Annotated in this window: 20 protein-coding genes; 10 read left to right on the forward strand and 10 right to left on the reverse strand. The window is 54.7% G+C overall.

The features are described from left to right. Positions 1 to 134: 134 nt before the first annotated feature. Complete coding sequence (gene trpS, locus Q1B27_RS09650; protein WP_299846928.1) at positions 135 to 1,154, reverse strand: tryptophan--tRNA ligase; 1,020 nt, start codon at positions 1,152 to 1,154, stop codon at positions 135 to 137. A gap of 73 nt (positions 1,155 to 1,227) precedes the next feature. Here trpS and Q1B27_RS09655 point away from each other — a divergent pair, with 73 nt between their 5' ends. Continuing rightward, entirely contained in the window at positions 1,228 to 1,917 is a 690-nt protein-coding gene (locus tag Q1B27_RS09655) for a rhomboid family intramembrane serine protease (RefSeq protein WP_299846930.1), read from the forward strand. A gap of 49 nt (positions 1,918 to 1,966) precedes the next feature. Here the strand turns inward: Q1B27_RS09655 and Q1B27_RS09660 are convergent, their stop codons facing one another. Beyond that, complete coding sequence (locus Q1B27_RS09660) at positions 1,967 to 2,821, reverse strand: LysR family transcriptional regulator (RefSeq protein ID WP_299846932.1); 855 nt, start codon at positions 2,819 to 2,821, stop codon at positions 1,967 to 1,969. A gap of 127 nt (positions 2,822 to 2,948) precedes the next feature. Here Q1B27_RS09660 and Q1B27_RS09665 point away from each other — a divergent pair, with 127 nt between their 5' ends. Further along, on the forward strand, positions 2,949 to 3,323 hold the full coding sequence (locus Q1B27_RS09665; protein WP_299846934.1) for a hypothetical protein: 375 nt from the start codon (positions 2,949 to 2,951) through the stop codon (positions 3,321 to 3,323). A 222-nt stretch (positions 3,324 to 3,545) separates the two neighbouring features. On the opposite strand, the gene fdhF is transcribed toward Q1B27_RS09665, so the two are convergent. Next, a complete protein-coding gene (gene fdhF / locus Q1B27_RS09670; protein ID WP_299846936.1) occupies positions 3,546 to 6,311 on the reverse strand; it encodes a formate dehydrogenase subunit alpha in 2,766 nt (921 codons plus the stop codon). A 336-nt stretch (positions 6,312 to 6,647) separates the two neighbouring features. Between fdhF and Q1B27_RS09675 the strand changes: the two genes are divergently transcribed. The 7 genes from Q1B27_RS09675 to Q1B27_RS09705 all read left to right on the forward strand — a co-directional run bounded on the left by Q1B27_RS09675 (position 6,648) and on the right by Q1B27_RS09705 (position 15,057). After that, the gene (locus Q1B27_RS09675; protein WP_299846938.1) at positions 6,648 to 7,079 is read left to right on the forward strand and encodes a hypothetical protein; all 432 of its coding nucleotides are present in this window, start codon (positions 6,648 to 6,650) and stop codon (positions 7,077 to 7,079) included. A gap of 131 nt (positions 7,080 to 7,210) precedes the next feature. Continuing rightward, on the forward strand, positions 7,211 to 7,861 hold the full coding sequence (locus tag Q1B27_RS09680) for a histidine phosphatase family protein (RefSeq protein WP_299846940.1): 651 nt from the start codon (positions 7,211 to 7,213) through the stop codon (positions 7,859 to 7,861). 22 nt (positions 7,862 to 7,883) lie between these two features. Beyond that, on the forward strand, positions 7,884 to 8,501 hold the full coding sequence (locus tag Q1B27_RS09685; protein ID WP_299846942.1) for a glutathione S-transferase family protein: 618 nt from the start codon (positions 7,884 to 7,886) through the stop codon (positions 8,499 to 8,501). Between the two features lie 539 nt (positions 8,502 to 9,040). Continuing rightward, positions 9,041 to 9,631, forward strand: coding sequence for an Lrp/AsnC family transcriptional regulator (locus Q1B27_RS09690; RefSeq protein ID WP_367181344.1), 591 nt, complete (start codon positions 9,041 to 9,043; stop codon positions 9,629 to 9,631). Between the two features lie 134 nt (positions 9,632 to 9,765). Then, positions 9,766 to 10,323 (forward strand): hypothetical protein, encoded by a 558-nt coding sequence (locus tag Q1B27_RS09695; protein ID WP_367181345.1) that lies wholly within the window; start codon positions 9,766 to 9,768, stop codon positions 10,321 to 10,323. Beyond that, entirely contained in the window at positions 10,265 to 11,743 is a 1,479-nt protein-coding gene (locus Q1B27_RS09700; RefSeq protein WP_299847658.1) for a DNA polymerase Y family protein, read from the forward strand. Before Q1B27_RS09695 ends, Q1B27_RS09700 begins: the two co-directional genes overlap by 59 nt. After that, positions 11,740 to 15,057, forward strand: coding sequence for an error-prone DNA polymerase (locus Q1B27_RS09705; protein WP_299846944.1), 3,318 nt, complete (start codon positions 11,740 to 11,742; stop codon positions 15,055 to 15,057). Before Q1B27_RS09700 ends, Q1B27_RS09705 begins: the two co-directional genes overlap by 4 nt. A 57-nt stretch (positions 15,058 to 15,114) precedes the next feature. On the opposite strand, the gene Q1B27_RS09710 is transcribed toward Q1B27_RS09705, so the two are convergent. The 7 genes from Q1B27_RS09710 to Q1B27_RS09740 are packed head-to-tail and all read right to left on the reverse strand — an operon-like array spanning position 15,115 to position 23,676. Further along, positions 15,115 to 16,506 (reverse strand): aminotransferase, encoded by a 1,392-nt coding sequence (locus tag Q1B27_RS09710; protein ID WP_299846946.1) that lies wholly within the window; start codon positions 16,504 to 16,506, stop codon positions 15,115 to 15,117. A 46-nt stretch (positions 16,507 to 16,552) separates the two neighbouring features. Beyond that, positions 16,553 to 17,761 carry an aromatic ring-hydroxylating dioxygenase subunit alpha gene (locus Q1B27_RS09715; RefSeq protein ID WP_299846947.1) on the reverse strand — a complete coding sequence of 403 codons (1,209 nt, stop codon included), beginning with the start codon at positions 17,759 to 17,761 and terminating at the stop codon, positions 16,553 to 16,555. Continuing rightward, a complete protein-coding gene (locus Q1B27_RS09720) occupies positions 17,758 to 19,827 on the reverse strand; it encodes an FAD-dependent oxidoreductase (protein ID WP_299846948.1) in 2,070 nt (689 codons plus the stop codon). The genes Q1B27_RS09715 and Q1B27_RS09720 overlap by 4 nt, the downstream gene beginning before the upstream one ends. A gap of 56 nt (positions 19,828 to 19,883) precedes the next feature. Further along, a complete protein-coding gene (locus tag Q1B27_RS09725) occupies positions 19,884 to 20,942 on the reverse strand; it encodes an extracellular solute-binding protein (RefSeq protein ID WP_299846949.1) in 1,059 nt (352 codons plus the stop codon). Between the two features lie 10 nt (positions 20,943 to 20,952). Beyond that, positions 20,953 to 22,062: an ABC transporter ATP-binding protein gene (locus Q1B27_RS09730; protein ID WP_299846950.1), complete on the reverse strand. Its 1,110-nt coding sequence runs from the start codon at positions 22,060 to 22,062 to the stop codon at positions 20,953 to 20,955. 10 nt (positions 22,063 to 22,072) lie between these two features. After that, positions 22,073 to 22,858: an ABC transporter permease gene (locus Q1B27_RS09735; protein ID WP_299846952.1), complete on the reverse strand. Its 786-nt coding sequence runs from the start codon at positions 22,856 to 22,858 to the stop codon at positions 22,073 to 22,075. Then, positions 22,855 to 23,676, reverse strand: a complete 822-nt coding sequence (locus Q1B27_RS09740) for an ABC transporter permease (RefSeq protein ID WP_299846954.1) — start codon at positions 23,674 to 23,676, stop codon at positions 22,855 to 22,857. The genes Q1B27_RS09735 and Q1B27_RS09740 overlap by 4 nt, the downstream gene beginning before the upstream one ends. A 257-nt stretch (positions 23,677 to 23,933) precedes the next feature. On the opposite strand from Q1B27_RS09740, the gene Q1B27_RS09745 reads away from it, so the two are divergent. After that, on the forward strand, positions 23,934 to 24,512 hold the full coding sequence (locus tag Q1B27_RS09745; protein ID WP_299846956.1) for a TetR family transcriptional regulator C-terminal domain-containing protein: 579 nt from the start codon (positions 23,934 to 23,936) through the stop codon (positions 24,510 to 24,512). Positions 24,513 to 24,521 lie beyond the last annotated feature (9 nt).

Raw genomic sequence — 24,521 nt, forward strand, 5'->3', positions numbered from 1 at the left:
ATTGGCGGTTTTCGCCCATCCCCTGTGCGTCAAATCACATTGCTAAGCATCTGCGCCGCCTTGCCATGATAGACAAGATAGGCGATGCCTAAGAAGATATCGTTTGCGTTCAATTTGAGCGCAAACCGCTGGCGTTAACTTCCAACCAAGCCCACGATCTCATAGGTTTTCTTCAGGATCGGTGCGGCGATGGCTCGGGCACGGTCCGCACCGACAGTAAGAATACGGTCAATCTCGGCCTCATCCTGCATCAATCGGGACATCTCGTCTGAGATCGGGGCCATTTGCGCCACAGCAAGGTCGGCTAGCATCGGTTTGAATTCGGAAAACGCCTTGCCGCCCACATCGGCCATAACCTGATCAACCGACTTATCAGACAGTGCCGCGTAAATATTGATCAGATTGCGTGCTTCGGGCCGATCCTCAAGCCCTGCCACCTCCGACGGAAGTGGCTCGGGGTCAGTCTTGGCCTTACGGATTTTCTTGGCAATTGTGTCGGCGTCGTCAGTCAGGTTGATCCTGCTCATATCCGACGGATCGGATTTCGACATTTTCTTGGATCCATCCCGCAGGCTCATCACCCGTGTGGCGGCACCCTCTATCACTGGCTCGGTGATCGGAAAGAAATCGACACTGTAATCGTGGTTGAACTTGGCTGCAATGTCGCGGGTCAACTCCAGATGCTGTTTCTGATCCTCACCCACCGGCACATGCGTCGCATGATAGACTAGAATATCCGCCGCCATCAGCGCCGGATAGCCAAACAGGCCCAACGAGGCATTCTCTGCATTCTTCCCAGCCTTGTCCTTGAACTGGGTCATCCGCTTCATCCACCCCATGCGCGCGACACAGTTGAAAATCCACGCCAATTGCGCATGTTCCGAGACCTGAGACTGATTGAACAGGATCGACTTTTCTGGGTCGACGCCCGAGGCTATGAAACCCGCGCACAACTCTCGTGTGGCATGACGCAGTTTGACCGGGTCCTGCCAGACCGTGATGGCATGCAGGTCGACCATGCAATAGATCGTTTCGATCCCCTGATCCTGCGCTTGGGCGAACCGCTTGAGGGCACCGAGGTAGTTGCCTAGGGTCAATCCGCCCGAGGGCTGGATGCCCGAAAAGACGCGTGAGGTAAATTCCGCCTCGGTCATGTGTCATCTCCGACTGGATTTATTCGTCGGCCTCGCTTACCCATGACCCAAAGCCCCGTCAAGGAGAGCAGGCATGAGCAGCCCTGAAACCAACAGTCCCGTCAACCCGTTGCCGCCCGTCATCGTGGCACTGTTTCTGCTTATGCTGGGGGTCGAGGTGATTTTTCAGCTGGGCGCAGGTGGTCTCGCCGGCGGTCCGGCAGCAATCGGCTGGCGCAACTCGGCCATCCAGACTTACGGATTCAACGCCGATATCATGGCGTGGATGATGCAGAACGGGCGTTACCCGCAGGAACATCTGATCCGCTTTGTTACCTATATCTTCGTGCATGGTACTTTTACCCATATGCTTTTTGCAGGGGCGATGCTGCTGGCCCTGGGGAAGTTTGTGGGTGAGGTTTTCAGTCAATGGGCCACGCTCTTGCTGTTTGTCGCGTCATCGGTTGGTGGTGCGGTGATTTATGGCCTGATGGCCGGATCAAATCAGCCCTGGCTGGTCGGTGCTTTCCCAGGTGTATACGGGCTGATCGGCGGATTTACCTTCCTCATGTGGCTGAAGCTTGGACAAATGGGTGCACAACAGGCTCGGGCGTTTTCCCTCATCGGCATCCTTCTAGCGCTGCAACTGATTTTCGGTCTGCTTTTCGGCGGCAATGGCGAGTGGCTGGCGGATGTGGGCGGGTTTGTCTTTGGTTTTGTTCTTTCTTTTTTCCTCAGCCCCGGTGGGTGGACCAGAATTCGTTCCAAAATCAGGCGATTATGACCGATATTTTGTTTCACAACTGCATTCGCTGAGGTTGGCAGCGACCGTTTCAAAGAGTGTCTTCAACCACCTTCAAGATCCATTCACGCGAATATCTCAGATGTGGTATGTCACGGTCTTGCTGGTGGTGTAGCATCCACAAGGGCTGACGCAGCACGGTCTCGGACAGCGCGGTCAGCCGCGGGTCTCGATCCCCAATACATCTTGGCAACAACGCCCGGGCCGCACCACAGGCCACGATCTCAGATAGCGCATCAAATTGCTGTGTCCGGTAGCGAAAACCGTGCTCACCTGCTAGGTTGGTCATCACGTCCTCTCCGGTCGTACGTACATGCCGCTCCATCAATCCGGCCCAAGGTATATCTTTGTTTTGGTTCGACGTGGCGTGATAAACAGCATAACGCAATACTCCGAGACGCTCCGCGTCAATCCGTGGATCATTGTCCCGGATTTCACCCGGGCGGTCTTCGATCCTGATCGCGATATCCGCCTCACGCCGCTGCAATCCTGCCTTGCTGGCTGTCCCGACCAACTCGACCCGGATACGGCGGCGCGCTCCCAGACAAGCAACCGCCGGCGCAAAGATAGTCGAGATCAGAAACGGAGGTGCGGTCATCCGCATGTCCCGCCAGATCGCCCCTTGATCCGTCACCGGGTTCAATTGTTCAGCATCGCGCAACGCTTCGGCTGCTTCTTCGACATGGCTCAGTAGTGGTTCGCATTCCTTGGTTGGATAAAACCGATCACCATCGCGAATGAACAAACGGTGCCCCAGCCGCTGTTCCAAAGATTTGACCCGCCGTCCCACCGTCGTGGCATCAAGCCGCAACATCCGCGCCGCGCCGGTATAAGTGCCGGTCCGAAATACCGCCAGAATCGTGCGCCAATGATCCCAGTCGATCATACTGGTGGCCTCCTTGTTATTGTAGATTTTTGACCTGCATTTTCGCAGGCATACTACCGATTATCGCAAATTGAATTGCAAAAACACAGTAATAAACTTTGGATACCGACAAATTCAGGAGACAAAAATGCAGATTCCAAACCCTATCGTTAGAACAACCGCCGCACTTGTAGCAGCGACGCTTTTCACAACGCCGCTCTATGCTGGTGATATGCCAAACGCTCAGGAAATCGCTGAAGCGGTTTCAGATCATACTTACCAGGGTTCAATGAGTGCAGGTGGTTCCGGTTTTGCCGAATATTATGCCCCCGACGGATCAATCCGTGGAGTGGACTATTCCGGCAAATGGCGCACCGAAGATGGTGTGATGTGTTTCAAATACGGCGATGGCGAGGATCGCTGTTTCGAGGTGACACTCGATGGTCCATCAATGGTAATGCTGAAGGACGGCAAGATCGACGGAAATGGGATGCTGATCAAAGGCAATCCACAGGGCTTCTGAGACTTAAGCAAGAAGTGTCCATTGCAGCCGAGTAGTACTTGCACACTTCATCTCTAAAGAAATACCTTGACCGGAGGTGCATCACCCTTGCCTCCGGCAAAAAGGCTGAAGGTGATGCGTTACATCCAAAGCTCGAGACCCGAAAATGGAGCCATGAACTAGTAACGAGCTAAAGCGAGCGCGCCAGCGCACTTAATCAGGTGACCGCTTGACCCCCAACACTTACTCTGCCGCCACCGCTCCCGGGTTTGCCGCCTCGACCTTCACTGCCGAGAACTTGAATTCCGGGATCTTACCATAGGGGTCGACCGCGGGATTGGTCAGGATGTTAGCCGCTGCCTCGACGTAGGCGAAGGGCAGGAACACCATATCGGGCGAAATAGCACGGTCAGCGCGGGCCATGATCTCGATGCTGCCACGTTTGGTGGTCAGACGCACATGATCGCCGGGTTCAACGCCCAGTTTGCGCAAGGTGCTGGGATGCATCGAACAGTTGGCCTCCGGTTCCACCGCATCGAGCACGGTGGCACGGCGCGTCATCGACCCGGTATGCCAGTGTTCTAGCTGCCTGCCTGTAGTCAGAACCATCGGATAGTCGGCATCGGGTGGATCGTCCGGTGCAATGACGCTGGCCGGCGTAAAGCGTGCACGACCTTCAGGCCGCGGAAAGCCATCGCCGAACACGACTGCCTGGCCGGGATCTTCGGGGCCCAGGCTGGGATAGGTCACGGCAGTATTTTCCAGTCGCTCCCAAGTAATGTTGTCGAGCGAGCGCATGTTGATCGCCATCTCGGCAAACACTTCGGAGGGGTGCGTATAGGTCCAGTTCAAACCGCAGCGCTTGGCCAACTCAACCTCAATCAACCAATCCTCTTTCGCCTCACCCGGCGGGGCGACGGCGGGGCGCAGCATCTGCACCTGCCGGTTGGTATTAGATACCGTACCGGATTTTTCATATAACGCGCTCGCCGGCAGGATCACATCGGCATAGTTCGCCGTTTCGGTAATGAAAATGTCCTGCACCACCAGATGATCCAGTTTTGCCAGAGCATCACGGGCGTGTTCCACATCCGGGTCCGACATCGCAGGGTTTTCACCCAGAATATACATCGCCTTGATCTGATCATCGTGCACCGCATCCATGATCTCGGTCACGGTCAGGCCCTTTTCGTTCGAGAAGTCGCCAGTGCCCCAGACATCCGTAAAGGCCGAACGCACGCCATCGTCGGTGACGGTCTGATAGTCCGGCAGGAACATCGGGATAAGCCCCGCATCGGACGCGCCCTGCACATTATTCTGACCACGCAGGGGATGCAGGCCGGTGCCCGGACGACCGACGTGGCCGCACATCAGTGCAAGCGAAATCAGGCAGCGCGAGTTATCCGTGCCGTGGATATGCTGGCTGACACCCATGCCCCAGAAGATCATGCCCGACTTGGCGTTGGCGAAATCGCGCGCGACCTGGCGCAGGGTTTCGGCTGGAATACCGCATATATCTTCCATCTTCTCCGGGTTGAAATCGGCAAGATGCGCCTTTTCCGCTTCCCAGTTTTCGGTATAGGCGTCGATATATTGTTGATCGTAGAGGCCCTCCTCGACAATCGTGTGCATGATTGCGTTCAGCATACTGACATCCGCGCCGGGGCGGAATTGCAGCATATGGGTGGCGAAACGGCGCAGGCCAACCCCGCGCGGATCCATCACGATCAGCTTGCCGCCGCGCTTGGTGAACTGCTTGAAATAGGTCGCCGCAACGGGGTGGTTCTCGATCGGGTTGCAGCCAATGGCAATCGCCACATCGGCGTTTTCGATCTCGTTGAACGTTGCGGTCACCGCGCCCGAGCCAACGTTTTCGATCAGTGCTGCCACGGAGGAAGCATGGCACAGTCGCGTGCAGTGATCGACATTATTGTGGCCAAAGCCCTGGCGGATGAACTTCTGGAACAGATACGCCTCTTCATTAGTGCATTTGGCCGATCCAAAACCCGCCACTTCGCGTCCCCGGCCCTTTAAGCCATTCGCAGCGAAATCTAGTGCCTCGTCCCAGCTGGCTTCGCGGAAAAATTCCTGCCAGTTGTCTGGATCGACGTTCAGACCTTTTGCCGGCGCGTCGTCGCGACGGATAAGTGGCTTGGTCAGGCGATGCTGGTGGTGGATGTAGTCATAGCCAAAGCGGCCCTTGACGCACAAACGCCCCTCATTCGCAGGGCCGTTGATGCCCTCGACATATTTCACCTTGCCGTCCTTGACCTTGATGCTGATCTGACAGCCGACGCCGCAGAAGGCGCAGACGCTTTCGACCTCGCTGTCGTAATCCTTACTATCGCCCATCTGCGCGTCATCCACGACCGAGGACGGCATCAGCGCGCCGGTCGGACAGGCCTGCACACATTCTCCACAAGCGACACAAGTGCTGGCGCCCATCGGGTCAGCGAAATCGAAAGTCGGGTAGGCATCATGGCCCCGGCCCGCCATGCCGATCACGTCATTGACCTGCACTTCGCGGCAAGCACGTACGCACAGGCCGCATTGAATGCAGGCGTCCAGATTGACGCTCATCGCCACATGACTGTCATCCAGAAGCGGGATGCGCCCCTCTTCCAGCTTGGGAAAGCGGCTTTCACTGACGCCATTGGCCTCGGCCATGTCCCAAAGGTGCGAAGATTTGTCATGGGACGCGTCACGCTCGGGCTGGTCTGCCAATAGCATCTCGACCACCATCTTGCGGGCATTTTCCGCGCGGGCCGAATTGGTCGTCACCACCATGCCGTCCACCGCTTCGCGGATGCAGGATGCGATGAGCGTGCGTTCACCTTCAACCTCGACCATGCAGGCGCGGCAATTGCCATCGGGGCGATACCCCGGCGCGGGTTTGTGGCACAGATGCGGGATTACCAGCCCTCGGCCATGCGCTACTTCCCAAATCGTCTGCCCCGCCGCAGTCTCGACTTCCTTGCCATCCAGGGTGAATTTGATCGTGTCGGACATGCGCAAAACTCCTCGTTCGCGCCACCTTAGACCATGCGAAGGAAAATGGGAGTCCGCCAATCCCGACACCTCTCCACTTTTTTGCGCCAAGCTGCGGTCTGAAACACCTCTGACGACATGTTTATCTTGGCAAGGAAATCCCTTGTCGAGGCACCAATTCACCACCACCCCAATCGGCGCGCTCAAGAATGCCATCGGCAAGGTTTTGCGCAGCAGTTATCCAGATTCGTTAACAGAATCAAAGGACTCTAGCGAATCGCTGATTTCAGCTATAGGTTGATAATTTCTAGCTATGCGCGAAAATCTATTGGAACTCACCACTGAGGACCGAAGGCCATGTACGTTGAATGCCATACCGCGAAAATTATGCACAAGTGGAGTGCAAATAACGGTCGCTTGTTGACCGGTGCGGTCTTGGTCGAATTCACGTTGCATGATGGAGCATTTCAAAATCAGCATCTGAGCGGTCGCTTGATTGAATATGTGTGCCTTCAAACCGACCCGGAATACAGTGACAAATTCAAGATCAGAAAGCTGGGTCGGCGCGCCTGTGAACAGGTCAGACGCTATTTCGACGGTGAAGGAGAGCGTGAAAACCTCTTTGCGGATGGGCCAGATAGTCCTCAGGATGACGGCCTGTCGCCCGCAGAAGAAGCTGAGCTGCAAGCTGAGCTTCGCTCGATTGAATTGGAATTCGAATATTCAGATCTGCCTGCACTCGGAATTACACCCGTTCAAAGCGATAGGCATCCCGCCCCGGTCGCCTGACGAAATCCTGAATTTTCTGCTTGATGGTCATGGCAAGGCTTAAATCCACATAGATTTCCTGCCTCTCTGGCTTCCCCCCGCCTGCGCCTAGCGTTACCTTGCCGTGGAAAACCGCTAACAGGATTCAGAATTTGACAGAGATCATCCTTGTCCGCCATGGACAGGCCAATTCCGACGCCAAGGACGAAGCCAGCTATGACCGCCTGTCTGATCTGGGTCGTCAGCAAGCAACCTGGCTGGGCCAGCACATGCGACGGACCAACCCACATTTCGACAATGTGGTCACCGGCACGTTGACCCGACAGGCCGACACCGCCCGCGCCATGGGGTTTGACATCACCCGCCAGGATAAACGCCTGAACGAGCTGCAATATTTCCCGATGGCCGAGGCACTGGAACAGCAGCATGGCACGCCTTACCCGCAAAGTGTCAGCGATTATGTTCATCACTTGCCGGTTCTGATGGACCATTGGCAGCGCGACCTCTTGTCAGGCATTCCCGAGCAATACGAAAATTTCGCCACCCGCATTACCACTCTGGTCGAAGAGCTTTGCGGAGCCCATGGCCGAGTCTTGCTGGTAACCTCAGGCGGTGTAATTGGCATGGTCATGCGTCACATTCTAGCACTGGACAACGCCGCCACGTCACGTGTCATGTTGCAGATCATGAACAGCTCACTGCACCGGCTGCATTTCGTGCATGACCAGCTAATGCTGGGCACGTTCAACGCCACTCCGCATCTGGACGCGCCCGACCGCGCCCATGCCCGCACCTTCGTCTGATCCCCTGCCAAGGAACGCGCCCATGAAACTCTTTTATGCCCCCAACACGATCTCAATCGCCTCGGTCATCGCGCTCCGCGAAGCTGGGGTCAAATTCGAACCGGTTCGGCTCGATTTCGCCGCCGGAGAGCAAACCAAACCCGAATATCAAGCGATCAATCCCAAGGGCCGCGTGCCCGCACTGATCACCGATCACGGTACGCTGACAGAAACCGGCGCGATCCTCGACTACATTGCCACTCTGGCACCAGATCAGGGCCTTGTACCGTCCGATCCGTGGCAGGCGGCACAGATGCGTGCAGTGATGTATTACCTGGCATCGACCATGCATGTGAACCACGCCCACAAGATGCGCGGCCATCGTTGGGCCGATCAAGAAAGCGCCCGCGCCGACATGACCGCCAAGGTCCCCCAGACCATGACGGAAAGCTGCCAGTTCATTGAGGAAAACGCCCTTACTGGACCATTCGTGATGGGCAGCACATTTACCATTGCCGATCCCTACCTCTACACCGTCTGCTCGTGGCTGGAAGGTGATGGGGTGAATGTTGGCGATTTTCCCAAAATTCTCGCCTTCCGTGAAGCAATGCGCACGCGTCCTTCGGTCCAGCACGCTCATGACGCGGGCATGTTTGGCTAAACCTTTGACCTATGCTTGATGAGGTAAGGCCGGCACTCACTGAAACTGCGCCGTCAAGAATTTAAGCTGCTTATGTCTGCAAAGGCAAAATTGCATCGCCCAAGGCTAGAGTGTCCGATCACTTGACGTCAATGGCCAAGAATTTCTACTGACGATGGATGCCGCGATTACCAATGCCCGGTAAATCCATTCCAAAACTTTCAGAAAGCTGGCGAAATAAGGCCGCGTTCATGTGTGCTCTCAATGGATAACTTTGTGAGTCGGGCAGCAAAAAAATAAGCGTTGCAACATTCCACTGAAAGGGAGGTTGCAACGCTATCTTTTAATCAGCCCTGGTGTTTAGCTCGCTAGCGTTCAATTTGGGGATGTAGGACACAACAAGACAACGGATATACACACGGGCTTTTAATTACTCGTCACATCAACAGATCGAATAATATTCGAAACTCACACGATACTTAGTAATGTCTTTTGCATCTTTTGGAAGCAGCTGTGAATTCGCGTCGTTGCCTAGGTAGATTTGCCTATGCTGAATTTTCTTGGCTCGCTTTGCCGAAACACTGTTGCTTTGGCTTGCAAGCTGTACCTACGCAGCGAAATTGATTACAAATTCCAACGAATTCAGAGAGATTGTGATGAATCTCGTTGCCATTTACCTTATGAGCAATCAAAATCCTCCTATGGATGACAAAGATCTTGAAATTCTCAAACTCATGCAATCAAACGTCCGCCTTACCGCGGAAACGCTTGGGTATGAGGTCGGCCTTTCACCACCAGCGATCCAAAAGCGCCTCAAAAAACTGCGTGAAACAGGCGTAATTGAAAACGAAATCGCAGTGCTTTCCCCGGCAAAACTCGGGCGGGAGATGACAGTGATCGTGCAAGTTATGCTTGAGCGTGAAAGCCGCATGCATCTGGATGCCTTCAAACGCAGAATGCAGAATGCGCCTGCGGTTCAGCAATGCTATTACACCACCGGCGAGGCGGATTTCATCTTGGTGGTGATCGTCAAAGACATCAAGGAATACGAGACCTTTACACAGGAATATTTCTTTGACGAATCCAATGTGAACAAATTTACCTCCTCGATCGTCATGGACCGGGTGAAGGCGTCACTTGATATCCTATGAACAGGACTGCCAGGTTCCCGGCGATGGTCTATTAGTTTTCGCCGCCGGGACCATACGGGCAAGACAGTCGTTGCGAACTTTGCCAATGACAGCTTACCACTTGCATTAGTGAAACTCTTTGTGCTGTTTTCAGCATGATGACCGGCAGCCTATCAACAGTGTACCCTCTTAAACCTGACCGTATGCACGAGGTATGCGGCCCAGCGGCACCGTCTTTTGCCGCTGTATTCGCGGCACAGGCAGATGCACCGTTTTTATGGATCAGAGAGGCTTGGCGCACAGAACAACTTCTTCCTGCCGGCTTCATTGATTTCTTCTCGCCGAACAACCTGTTGATCGCTTCTGCAAAAAACCTGACCGAAGTTCTTGCTGTTGCAGAAGAAAGCCTGCGCTCATCCGTTGTTCCCCTTGTGATCATGGAATTGAGCCAACCGCTTAACCTTACCACTGGGCGGCGTTTGCAGTTGGCGGCTAAGGCAGGAAAATCTACCGCTTTAGCGATTATTCCTGAAGGCATGGGCAGTAATACTGCCGAGACCCGATGGCACTGCCGCCCACTTTTTGATCCGGCAGACTCGACTCTGCAATGCTGGAAGCTTATTAAGAACAAATCAGGAACATTGGGTGTCTGGAATGTTCGATGGTCATCATCGTCGCGTCGTATCAATGTGGTTTCCGAGGCTGGCATCTGAGCAGGTCTTGCGCATGCGACCTGTTGATGCGCCTTTTGCGCTGACAATCAAGCAAAACAACACCAACCGCCTTCACTGTCTAAACACCTTAGCCGAACAGCAAGGGTTGCAGCGCGGCATGTCTTACTCTGATGCCCGTGCATTTTGTCCCGATCTGCTAAGTCATCCTTTTGATCATCGCAGTTTGGAACGGTTTCAACATATCCTGTCCCGTTGGGCCACGCGCTATTGCCCCTGGGTAGGTCTCGAAGGGCAAGATGGTCTGGTTCTGGATATCACCGGTGCGGCGCATCTTTTTGGAGGAGAGTCCGAGATGCTGGCTGATATGCGCCAAAGGCTTGAGCATGCAGGGTTAAGCGTACGTATCGGCATTGCAGATACGCGCGGTGCAGCTTGGGCCCTCGCCCGCTATAAGGAAGGCATCGCGCCACCGGGTGATATGATCAGCGCACTCAGGAGCCTTCCAGCGGCTTCTTTGCGTCTGAATTCACAGACAGATCAGACACTGCAAAGACTTGGGATGCGCACCGTGGGTGAATTGAGCACGGCTGCACGGGCACCGCTGAACCGCCGCTTTGGTACTGAGCTTCTCATGCGCCTAGATCAGGCCATGGGGCAGCAACCAGAACAAATATCGCCGCTGAAAACCTTGCCGCATTATGGCGTGCGTATGACCCTGCCAGAACCGATTGGCCTTGTGGAGGATGTCATGGCTGGAACGGCGCGATTGCTGGAACGCCTATGCCAATCTCTCAAATTACAAGAAATGGGTGCGCGGGTTCTGCGCCTGTCTCTGCGCCGGGTTGATCAAGAAAGCCAGCATGTTGAATTACGCCTCGCGCGCCCTCTTCGCGATGCACCTCGGATATTACCGCTATTTGAACGGGGCGTAGACGCGATTGATGCGGGGTACGGCATCGACCAGATGAGGCTGGAAGCCGTGCAAATCGAACATCTCCCTGCGCAGCAGATCAGCCAACGGCACGGACAGGATAAAGCAGGGTTAGAAGATTTGATTTCTCGTTTGGGCGCGCGCATCGGCCTGGAAAACATTCAGCGGTTTTTACCCGCCGACAGCCATATCCCGGAACGCAGCTTTATCATCTCTCCGGTGGCCTATTCAGAACCGGGCGGGCACTGGGCAAGCCTGCGACCCCGTCCATTACTTATTTTCCCGCCAGAGCCCATTGCAAGCTGCGGCACATATCCACCCGATCACTTTCGCTGGCGACGGATGGCATTATCAACAGGTCGTGTAACAGGTCCAGAGCGTATCGCCCCGGAATGGTGGTTCTCGGATGATAACTGGCGATCCGGAGTGCGCGATTACTGGAAGGTAGACACGCAACAAGGTCGGCGGTTGTGGCTGTTCTATACACCACAAAATCCCGGTTGGTTCGTTCAGGGAGAATTTACATGAAACCCTCTGATTATGCGGAATTATGTGTCACGACCAACTTCACCTTTCTCACCGGCGCATCCCACCCCGAAGAAATGATAACGCGGGCGGCCGAATTGAACCTGCGCGCGGTGGCGATCACGGATCGCAATTCGCTGGCGGGTGTGGTGCGCGCCTATACGGCTTTGAAGTGTCTCAAAGAGGAGGCAGAGGAGGCGATAAAGATACGTTCGCGGCACAGAATAGACAGTAGTTCGAGGCAAGAGCGCGGGACGCCAAAGCAGATTGCACGCCCTAACACCGTACGATTGCCAAAACTGATCGTAGGATGCCGCCTTACCCTGGCCGACAGCGTGACTGATTGGGTTGCGCTACCGCGTGATCGGGCCGCATACCAACGGCTTTCGCGTCTTTTGACACTTGGCAAAAGACGCGCAGAAAAAGGGCAATGCACCCTTTATCTACGCGACCTGCTAGAGGGCGCGCAGGGCATGATCCTGATTGCCCTGCCGCAAGGGCCACCTGGCGTTAGTAAAGATGCGATCATACAAGTACAGCGTCAATTTCCCAGTCATGTCTTTCTGGGGGCAGCCCCGCGCTATGATGGCTCTGATCAGGCGTATTTCAACGCTTGCGCTACCTTGGCACAGCAATGTGCAACCCCGATGGTTGCTGTGGGCGACGTGCTGATGCATAGGGCCAACCGCAAGCAATTGGCCGATGTGCTGACATGTATGCGTGAGCGTATTACCATTGACGAGATCGGCACTCGGGCCCTTCCAAATGCAGAGCGACGATTGAAGGGGCATACGGACATGGCGCGGTTGTTCCGCAACCATCCTGCCGCAGTCCGCCGTTCAATGGAAATTGCTGCAAAATGCAGTTTTTGCCTCAGCGAACTTAGTTATGAATACCCCGATGAAGTGTCTGACGGGGAACCTCCGCAACAACGATTGGAACGCCTAGCGCATGAAGGGCTGAAGCGGCGTTATCCTAATGGCGCGCCGCAGCGGGTTCATGATTTGATGAGCAAGGAACTCAAGCTCGTCGCTGAGTTGGAATATTCGGCATATTTCCTGACGGTGAACGATATTGTTGAATACGCACGATCTGTTGGCATCCTCTGCCAAGGCCGGGGATCGGCGGCCAATTCCATCCTTTGCTACTTACTGGGTATTACAGATGTCAGCCCCGATATGATCTCGATGGTATTTGAACGGTTTATCTCAAAATATCGGGGGGAACCGCCAGATATCGACGTGGATTTCGAACATGAACGCCGCGAAGAAGTGATCCAGTGGATTTACAGAAAATATCAGCGCGAACGCGCTGGGCTTTGCGCGACAGTAATCCACTTCCGTTCGCGGGCTGCGATCCGCGAAGTTGGTAAAGTCATGGGGCTGAGCGAGGATATCACTGCAAGCCTTTCAGCTCAGATCTGGAGCATGTCCAATGGCGGCGCTGATCCAGAGCGGATCAAGGAATTGGGGCTGGACCCAAGTGACAGACGCCTTGCACAAACAATACGCCTGATTGGAGAACTTATTGGTTTTCCAAGACATCTGTCGCAACATGTAGGCGGCTTCGTCATCACCAAAGGACGCTTAGACGAACTATGCCCCATCGAAAATGCAGCTATGGAAGAACGCACAATTATCGAGTGGGACAAGGATGATATCGACGCCCTGAACATCCTCAAGGTTGATGTGCTGGGCTTGGGGATGCTCAGTTGCATCCGCAAAGCATTTGATTTGATGCATAAACATGAGAAGCAAACTCTCTCGCTTGATACCGTTCCGCAAGAGGACACCGCCACTTACGATATGCTCTGCGTTTCGGATGCGATCGGCGTTTTTCAGGTCGAAAGCCGGGCGCAGATGAATTTCCTGCCCCGGATGCGCCCGCGTACTTTTTACGATCTCGTGATTGAGGTGGCGATCGTTCGCCCTGGCCCCATTCAGGGTGGCATGGTGCAACCTTACATCAAAAGGCGGCAAGGGCTGGAATCAACGGAACCTTTTGGCCCGGCCCTGGAGGCCGTCACCGCGCGCACGCTTGGCGTACCGCTGTTTCAGGAGCAGGCCATGCAGATTGCCATCGTCGGGGCAGGTTTCACTCCCGAAGAGGCGGATCATTTGCGCAGGTCCATCGCCTCTTTTCGGCGCATGGGCACCATCGGCAAGTTTCGGGACAAATTCATCACCGGCATGCTGGCCAACGGCTATAGCCATGAGGTGGCAGAGCGTTGTTTTGGTCAGATCGAAGGTTTCGCGGATTACGGTTTTCCTGAAAGCCACGCCGCCGCCTTTGCCATGCTTACCTACGTATCGTCTTGGTTGAAATGCCATCATCCGGCGATCTTTGCCTGCGCTTTGCTCAACTCCCAACCAATGGGCTTCTATGCCCCTGCACAGATCGTGCGGGATGCGCGCGAGCATCAGGTCGAAGTGCGTCCCATTTGTGTAAACCACAGCACATGGGACAACACGCTTGAGCGCCGGAATGATGGTGCATTGGCACTGCGCCTTGGCTTTCGACAGATAAAAGGCTTCAAAGAAGAAGACGCAAATTGGATTATTGCAGCCCGTGACAATGGCTATCAAGACCAGCAAAGCCTGTGGTTGCGCGCCGGACTACAGCCTGCGGCACTGGAAAGGTTGGCAGAGGCTGATGCTTTTTCAGATATAGGCCTGACGCGACGCGAGGCCCTGTGGCAAGCCAAAGCCATTCGCAGCCAGAGGCCACTGCCCCTGTTTAATGACCCGATTGATGGCGAGCATATTCAGGAGCCGGAAGTCACATTGCCAAACATGCATCTGGGTGAAGAAGTGGTCGAGGATTACGTTTCAATGCGCCTGTCCCTGCGGGCGCATCCAATGGAACTCCTGCGGCCTACATTGCCGCATATTGCGCCCCATGACAGCTTGGTTACACGCCCCCTGGGCCCGGTCAGCGTTTGCGGGTTGGTCATCACTCGCCAAAGACCAGGAACGGCCTCCGGGGTGATTTTCCTGACACTTGAAGACGAAACCGGTGTGACTAACGTGGTCGTCTGGAACAAAGTTTATGAGCGGTTTCGCCGGATTGTGATGGGGGGGCGCCTTCTACGTGTCAGCGGCCATCTACAGCGTGAAGGCATGGTTGTACATCTTATCGCGCAGAACATCGAAGACATGTCGCATCGTCTATCTGATCTGGGTCACCCGATGAATGAGGTCGTGGGCGAAACGTCCCCTCAAGCCGATGACACCCCACGCCCTCGCAAACATCTTCCGCGCGCCATGCACCCTCGCGAACAGGCAAAACGCTTGTTCCCAAGCCGGGATTTTCATTGAGGTGCGTGATCCATCTTGGTGGAAGCTTCGAGTGGTGGCTTAGAATGCAGCAGCTTGCTATTCTGCAAAAATCCCTTCGTTGGCCAATTCGACAGTCGTGCGCTTGATCCCCTCCTCCATTATGTCAAACATTTCGTCAATCTGGTCCCCTGAGATAATCAAGGGCGGTGAGAAGACGCACATGTTGATGTTTGGCCGAAGGATCAAACCCAACTCCTGGCAGTGATAATCAATGCGAGCGCCGATGGCCCGATCAAGTTCAAGAACATTGCCTTCGTTTGCTTTGATATTGCACTCGACACAGCCAACCAGCCCCATTCCCCGCGTATCGCCTACAATGGGATGCTCCCGAAGGGCATGCAGCCGTTCCTGAAAAAGAGGCGAAACGGATCTGACATGATCCAAAATATTATCTCGCTCGAAGATTTCGATATTTTTCAGCGCAGCAGCGGCTGAAACGGGGTGACCGGAATACGTATATCCGTTTGAAAACGTAGCACCTTTGGAATTACTGCCAGACACACTATCAATCAACGCATCCGAAATGATACAGGCGCCCATTGGTACGTAACCCGAGGTCAAACCTTTCGCGGTTGTAATGATATCCGGTACAATGTCGAAGACATCCTCAGAGGCAAACCAGTGTCCTAGCCGGCCCCAACCGGTAACAACCTCATCGGAAATATAAAGAACGTCATGTCTGCGACAAACTTCCAGGCATCTTTTATGATAACCTTCAGGCGGCACGATGACGCCGCCGGAGGCAAGGATCGGTTCGGCGATGAAGGCGGCAACCTTATCAGAACCGATTTCGAGGATTGCCCGCTCCAGATCTGCGACCTTCTCATCGAGAAAATCCTTAACACTCATTCCTTCGGGTCGGATGTAAGGGTTTACGTTTGGCAGGAAATAGACAAGCTCTTGGGCCTGATCAAGCCATCCCTTATCGCGCTCCTTTCCACTGACGCTGGCCGCCAAGTAGGTCGACCCATGGTAGGCTTTTTGCCGTGAAATAACGATTTTCTTTTCTGGCCGCCCCAGCAGATTATTGCGAAAATGGACGAACCGAATAGCTGTATCGACAGCGGTCGACCCACCGGTTGTGAAAAAGACATGGTTGAGATCTCCGGGCGTGCGCTTGGAAATCTCATGCGCAAGACGCGCAGGAACTGAGTTTGCATTGTTGAAGGGAGAGAAATATGCCAAATTCCGCGCCTGCTCCGCAATGGCGTCTGCGATCTCGCTATTCCCGTAACCGACTTGTACACACCACATGCCCGCCGGGCCGTCGATCAGCTGTTTGCCGGTTTCGGTGGTGACATAAATCCCGCTGGAGGCTTCGGTGAATGTGCGGTGATTGCTGCCAATATTCTCCATTCCCTCCCAGGGATGAACGAAGTTTTGGTTGTCCCATTCCCGTATGGCGGTGAAGTCGTTCACTCGGGTCATCTTTGCTCCTCTCTCAGAGCATATAATTAAGGTCAGATATTTCTGATCATGCGGTCGAGTTCGTCATGGTTTTGTAGCACTCGTAAAAATCGTTAATGGCCCATTCCATTTCGGCCAGAGGTCCGGGCTGGAAGAAATGCGAATTTACACCAGACTGGTTGTGCCGGATAATGCGCTCGTCATCTTGTGATGTGACGTGCCAAAGCCATGTCAGGTCTTCGATCTGGAAATCCTGACCCTCCTGAGCGTCCTTCCGCACCATCCAAACCACCTGAATATCGGTTTCCTGGACACCGCGAGGCACAAAACGGTATCCGACGACATGATCTGAATAAATCAGCAGATAATTCAAAATACCCATCACGATATCAGTCGCCCCACCGTCAAAGCCGGTCAGGTTGCCCAGAAGCGGTGCCAGTGGCGCACCTGTCTTGCTGCCAGTCTTATACCCATCGAACAGAGGATAACGCCGGTAAAAAACCTCGGCGCCATGGGCAATCGCGGCTTCCCCGGTCAAATCCAGCGTTTGATCTGGTAGCCCGGCTGCAACGGCACGTTCGCACATGTCAGGAAGCAAGGCCTCCATTTGCTGCGGCGATTTCAATGTGTGCGAGCGAGAATATTCCTGATGTGCAGGTGCGCAATGATAGCATTCCAGATAGTTCTCCAATGCCAGCTTCCAGTTGGCAGGAACGGGATAGCTTGCCGTATGAACCACCTTAAGATCCTCTAGTCCGAAGGGGGCCGTCAGGGGGGCAAGCTGGGCTAGCGCCGTGTCCAGGGGCGGCGCATCCGAACTGGGACAAACCAGGATCAGCCCCTGAAACACAATTACCTGCGCGGGCAGCAATCCCCATTTTGAAGGATCGAAATCCGGGCCCATCTCACGGCCCGCCCTCAATTCACCCGACAATTCATAAGTCCATGCGTGGTAGGGACAAACAAAGACCCGTGCCCTCCCGCTATCTTCGGTACAGACGCGCGACCCACGGTGCCGGCAGACATTGAGATGCGCGCGCACCTCTCCTTCACGATCCCGTACGATGATCAGCGATTCATGGCCGTAATCGAACAGAAAGTAATCTCCGGGTTCAGGGATCTGACTTTCATGCCCGACCCAGATCCAGTTGCGGTTCCAGACAGTTGCAATGTCATAGTCAAAAATTGCGTCAGACGTATAAAAACCGCGCGGCAAGGCATGGCCCTGCCTGTGCTGCGCCATCAGGTCATCCATTTCATCGGGGCGCGACATCATTGCAAACCTCCTTCTTCAAGAGAGACGATCTCCCGGCGGAACCAATCTTGATCAATATCCGCTTGTGAACGTTCAAAGTTGCGGGCAGCCATGTGACCAGCATAGACGGCATCGGCTATCAGAGCCGGGCCAGCAGCATCACCGATCAGTTCAAGTGTATTCAGGCCCTTGCCTTTCAGAGCGTCATAAAGCTGTGTCTCGCGCGTGCGCTCTGTGACCAATAGTACCGAATTGCAGCGAACGTCTTTCTGCTGCCCGGTAAATCCACAGGAAATCTGCATATTGCCCGGCTCGATTGCTGCCAGCACGTGATTGCAGATTATCTTGACCCCAAGCTCAAGCAGACGCGCCTGAATGCGGTGCTGCTCCAACGTCAAGCTGGTGAAAGTCGACACTAGGCTCTCTGGCGTGACAAAGGTGACGTCGCGCCCGTCCTGCGCCAGTTTCTCGGCTAGAACTCCGGCAATATAGGCGTGATCATCGTCATAAATGGCAACAGGCCCGCCTGGAGGAGACATGCCGGCCATGATGTCATCGGGCGTCATGATCGCCGCGCCCGCATGGATTTCGGGCGGCTTGCGCAATGTGTTGCTGCCGACCCCGTCCTTGCGCCAATGCGATCCGGTTGCCACAAAGACATTGGGAATATCCAGTTCCAGTACCTCATCCGGGCCAAGGTGGCTCTGCGCAAAGATCTGCACATTCGCTCGTTGGCGCAGGTCTTGCAGCCGGTAATCGGCAACCCGCATCCAGGCGCCCAAACCCGGCAACCGGCTTTCAAGCAAGACGCGCCCACCCGGTTCATCCGCCGCATCGGCCAGCGTGACCTGATATCCGCGGCGCGCCAGTTGCATCGCACATTCCAGCCCGGCCGGTCCGGCCCCAACCACAAGCGCCTCATTCTCATCGGCCTTGGGCGCGATCTGTTCGGGGTGCCAGCCGCGCCGCCACTCTTCGCCCATGGTCGGGTTCTGGGTGCAACGAATGGGCGCGCCGAGGTTGTCGGCCATGACACAGATATTGCAGCCAATACATTCGCGGATTTCGTCGATACGTCCCTGCTCGATTTTCAGCGGCAAGAAGGGATCTGCAATGGAAGGCCGCGCCGCACCGATCAAGTCGACGATCCCCTTGCGGATCATCGAAACCATCATATCCGGGGATGTGATCCGCCCCACACCCACCACGGGTTTGGTGGTCATGGATTTGACGAACCCAATGTAATCGTTCTGATACCCGTCCTGTGGCTGGAACCGCGTCGTGGCTGAATCATTGTCCCATCCAGCGACATTCACGTCCCAGATATCCGGCAGTTCGGCTAGCATCTCGACAACCGCGCGGCCTTCCTCGACGGCCTGCATACCATCCGCCCCCAGCATTTCATCCACTGCAAAACGGAAGGCAATAGCGCAGGTGTCGCCCACTGCTTCGTGGGTCTCCTCCAATAATTCACGCGTCAGACGCACGCGATTTTCCAGACTGCCGCCATACTCGTCATTACGCTGGTTCATATGCGGTAGCATGAAATGTTGCGCCAGCGTCATGTGATGCCCCGCATAGACGTAGATGATATCGAAACCCGCATCACGCGCCCGAAGCGCCGCTTCACGGTGCCAACGACGGAAATTGCGAATATCCGCCTTGTCCATAGCGCGAGCCTGCTTGGGAAAAGGGAAATCAACCGACATGTCGGATGCTGCCAGAACCGGCGCCCGACTTTGCAGATTCTGTGCATGGTTCCCGTTATGCGCCAGCTCGATGGCAGCAAGTGATCCCTTGTCATGTATCGCATCGGTCATCAACCGAAGCGCAGGTACGTCACGCGCATCCCAAAGGCGATTTTCCGCATATGGCGACAGGTCGGACGTCGGATGGATCTCCGTTTCCTGATTGCTGACAACGCCCCAACCGCCCTCGGCTTTGATACCGCGCATTGCCGCTTCGGCCTGTGGCCTGATATGTCCCATCCCATTGCAATGAGGCACCTGATAAAAGCGGTTGGGCGCCGTCACGGGGCCAAGCTGGATCGGTTCGAACAACACAGAATATTTAGTCGCCTCAGACATGAGCACGCCTTTTTGTGGAATGGTTCCGGGCGCAGTATCACCCCCGGAATCTGACATCAGAAACCGGCTTTGATCCGCTCGAACTCTTTCAACATCTTGGCCTCAAGTGCCGGATCGACCGCATCAAAAAACAGGCTACCTTCGAAGAACGCCTTGGGGTCATCAAAGCCATATTGTGCAATCAAATCCTGATCCGAGATCTGGTAAGCCTCGGCATTGGCATGGGGATACCCCCAGCTTTCGATGATGTATTTACCGCTGGCTGCATCTGACAGTGCATTGAGATGATCGTAAATCTGGTCCACCGGCGTCGTTGAAGATTTCAGATGCACATACCCGCACACCCACGTGGCAATGCCCTTGTCCACATCACGCATCATTTTCGCGGGGGTTTCGTTCCAGATCAGGTTCAACTCGGATTGGTTCCAGGCCCAGCCCATTTCCAGCTCGCCACTGGCCATCGCCTGATCCATCTGCCCTGCATCCGACCAGTAAAACCGGATGTTAGGATGCACCGAACGCAGGTAATCCGAGGCCGCTTGGAATTGTTCGTCATTTAGCTTGGTATAGTCGGCTGCATTTCCCGTCGCCAAGGATGCAAGCGCATAAGCGCTTGACGCGGCATCCGGGATGGCAATCTTGCCTTGGTAGGCAGGATCGGCCAGCAACTGCAGCGATATCTGGTCATCGGCAATCATGTCGGTACGATAGATCAGGCCGGTATTGCCCCATTCAAAGGGCATCATGTAAATCTTGTCGTCGATCACGATGCCATCGACATTCTTTATCTCTGGCAGCATCGCGTCCCAATTGGTCAACTTGGACGGATCAAGCGGCTGGATCAGATCGGCCGCCACCCATTTGCGCACCGCATCCGAACAAGGATGTGCCAGATCAGCAGCAAAACCCGATTGCAACTTGGTGAACGCCTCTTCTTGGCTGCCAAAGAACGTATAGGTGGGTGCCGCTCCATGTTTTTCCATATAAGCGCCAAAAAATCCCTGGTCCTCATAGCCCGACCAGTCAAAGACCTTAAGCGCGGCGCCATCGGCCAGCACAGCACTTGCCGTCAGTGCCGTAGAGAGGCTCAGTGCCCCCATTTTCGTGAATTTCATGGTTTTCTCCCTATTTTATTTTGGATTGATCTTGGCCCAAGTCGATGACCGAGGCGCTTTGCACACCAAGCCAAGCCGGATCGCCCGGACGATGATCTACAGTGTGAAAATAATTGGGAACCGAGGCAGCGATTGGACGATCAATGCCATCAACCTGCACATGGTAGTGAACGTTTTCGCCATAGAAGGCGACATCGCGAATTTTGCCCTGCACAGTCCCGTCGTAATTCTCTGGTTTTTGTGCAGAGATTTCCAGCTGTTCAGGTCGGATGCCGATCTCGATATCGCGCCCTGTTTGCGCAACATTCGGATTTCGATCAATCTTCATGTTCCCAAAGCACGGGATCGAGATCGTTAAGCCATCACCCTCTTCCCCGATCACCCGCGCCGGTAGGAAGTTCATTTCGCCGATGAAACTGGCAATCTCCTTATTGCAGGGCTTCGCATAAAGCGTCGGCGGTGCGTCAACCTGAACCAGGCGACCGTCAAACATGACACCGATCCGGTCCGACATTGTCATTGCTTCATACTGGTCATGGGTCACCATCACGAAGGTGATCCCAAGCTCTTGTTGCAGATGGCGCATTTCAAATTGCATCTGTTCGCGCAGTTTCTTGTCGAGCGCCGAGAGAGGCTCATCCAACAGCAGCACCTTGGGCCGCATGACAAGGGCTCGGGCCAACGCCACACGCTGCCGCTGCCCCCCCGACAACTCTGTCGCGCCGCGCGATTGAAGCCCGCCAAGCTCGACCATTTCCAATGCCTCACTGACGCGGCCATCAATCTCGGATTTCGAAATTCCGCGGTTACGCAAACCATAGGCAACATTGTTACCAACATTCAGGTGCGGAAAAATCGCATAGCTTTGGAACACCATGTTTGTGGGGCGCTTGTTGGCAGGGAAGCCCTCCATATCCTGACCGTCGATGATAACCTTGCCAGCGCTTGGTTCCTGAAATCCGGCAATCATGCGAAGTGCCGTCGTTTTCCCGCAGCCCGACGGACCCAGAAGCGAAAAAAACTCCCCCTCATGCAGATCCAGACTAAGGTCCGAAACCGCAACGAACTTACCAAAGCGTTTTTCGATGCCCTGTAGCTGGATAATGTTTTTCTTGGTCATGGATTGCGCCTCATATCGACGATTTCGAGGAACGGCGGCGGAAATATTCGGCCACAACCAGCAACGCCACCGAGGCAAGCAACAGAAGCGACCCAAGCGCCAGCGTGTTCGGCAATTTGGCAGGGAAACGGATCTGGCTCCAGATATAGACCGGCAGGGTGGGTTGATTGCCTGACAGGAAGAACGCCAGCACAAATTCATCAAAACTGACGGTGAACGTTACCAGCAGGCTGGCCACGATCCCCGGAGCCACAATCGGCAGCGTGACCCGGCGGAAGGTTTCGACAACGCCTGATCCCAGATCAAATGCCGCCTCTTCCAACGAGACATCAAAATCATCAAAGGCCGATTTCATGATCGACACAGAAAAGGGAAGCGCCAGAAACGTATGCCCCAACGTGACCGCCATAAGTGACGGCTTGATGCCGATCGAGATGAAGAGGACCAGCATCGAAGATGCCACGATGATCCCAGGAATCACCAGCGGCAACATCACCAACCCTTCAGACGCCTCTTTGCCACGGAAACGGTACCGTACATAGGCTCGTGCTGCAAAAAGGCCCATCGACGTCGCCAACAGCGCAGTGACGACGCCGACCACCAAGCTGTTTACCAGCGCTTGAATCAGCGTCTCCTGCCCGCCCAACTGCCGATACCATTCCGTAGTCCAGCCTTTGATCGGAAAGGCAACGATAGTGCCATCGTTGAAGGAAAACAGAGGCAGGAACAAAACCGGCAGATAGAGAAATGCCAGATAGAGAAACGCGTAGACCATTAGGCCGGATGGGCGAGTCATCTGATGCGCCTCCCCAATCCGGTTGCCGAAAGCACGAAAAGTATGGCGACAAACCCGACAGACATCATGGCCAGCAAAGATAGCGTCGCGCCCAATGGCCAGTTGTTGGCTGCGCCAAACTGAACCTGAATAAGATTGGCAATCATCTTGCCATCCGACCCACCCACCAGTGACGGCGTCACATAATCCCCGACAGTCGGGATGAAGATAATAAGACAGGCAGCAATGATGCCTGGTATTGTCAAAGGTAGCGTCACGCGCAGGAACCGCTGCACCGTGCTGTTACCCAGATCTGTTGCTGCCTCCAGCAAGCTGGGATCAATCTTCTGCAATGAAACATAGATCGGCAAAATAGCGAAGGGCGCCCAGGCATGGGCCAGTGTCAGAACAACGGCGAATTCATTGTAAAGAAGAAAAGTAAGCGGTTCATCAATCAACCCCAGCCCCAGCAGCGCTGAATTCAGCACGCCATTGAAACCCAGGATCAATTTCCATGCGAATACGCGCAACAGGTAGCTGGACCAGAACGGGATTGTGATCAGCAACAGCCAAAGCGTTTTTCGTTCGGCCTTCAGGGCGATGAAATAAGCAATCGGATAGGCCAGCGCGACCGTCACAACCGTAACTGCCCCCGCGATCAGGACAGAGCGGATCATCAGGTGTCGCACAAGCGGGTCAGAAAACGCTTCGCGATAATTTGCTAGCGTCGCGGTCCGGTCGACAGAAACATAGGTTTGGGTCCAAAGGGAATAGGCAACCAGAATGGCCAACGGCGCCGCCACAAGAAAGCCGACATAGAGCGTCGCAGGCGCGCTCAATGAAACTCCCTTCGCTGCTTCGCTTCTCAAGTGGATCACAGGAAATCCCCTGTCAGGTTTGCCAGTTCATCGCTAATGGACGATCGTCCATTAAATATTGCCTAAGCGATCCTCTTGTGTCAACCTTTCTGCAAAACAGACCTTTTCGAACCTAGAGGGAGATCACTAGATTGAAGACTTCCGGCGCAAATCTGGATAACTCCGCGGCAAAAAGGCCTGCGCGGCGCAACCCGGAAAGCAGTAAGCGCGCGTTGATCATGGCAACGCTGGACACCATTGCAGAAATTGGCATTACCGATACGACCGTCAGCAAGATTATCCAGCGGGCCGGTCTCTCGCGCGGCATGATCCACTTGCATTTTGGTGGCAAAAACCAGCTACTTGCAGCGGCGGCAAAATCTTTCGGGCAGGAATACTTCGATGAGCTTGATCACCGCGTTCAGCAAGCCACGAGCGGCCCGGAAGATGTGATTACAGCGGTTATTCAGGCAGATTTAAGCGAAGCACTTATGAACGAACGCTCAACTAGAATCTGGCATGCCTTTCGCGGGGCGGCTAACTCGAACGATGGTATCGCTCTTTACAGCAGCACGCGCGACAAACGTCTGCGCGACACGTTACATTCCGCTTTCAAGAAGATTGCACAGGAATATGGCGAGGCGGAAAATTCTGCCCTCGCGCGCGACGCAACTTTCGGACTACTGGTATTACTTGAAGGCATGTGGGTAGATTATCTGACGAATGCTAATGCCTTTTCTCGGGAAGTTGCAGTTTCGATCGTTCTGCGTTTCATCGCGGGCCTCTTCCCCAATCATTTTCAGCAAAGCCAATCGTAAGACTGACCT

This window comes from uncultured Roseovarius sp. (assembly GCF_947489715.1).
In the GTDB taxonomy this organism is placed as follows: Bacteria; Pseudomonadota; Alphaproteobacteria; order Rhodobacterales; family Rhodobacteraceae; genus Roseovarius.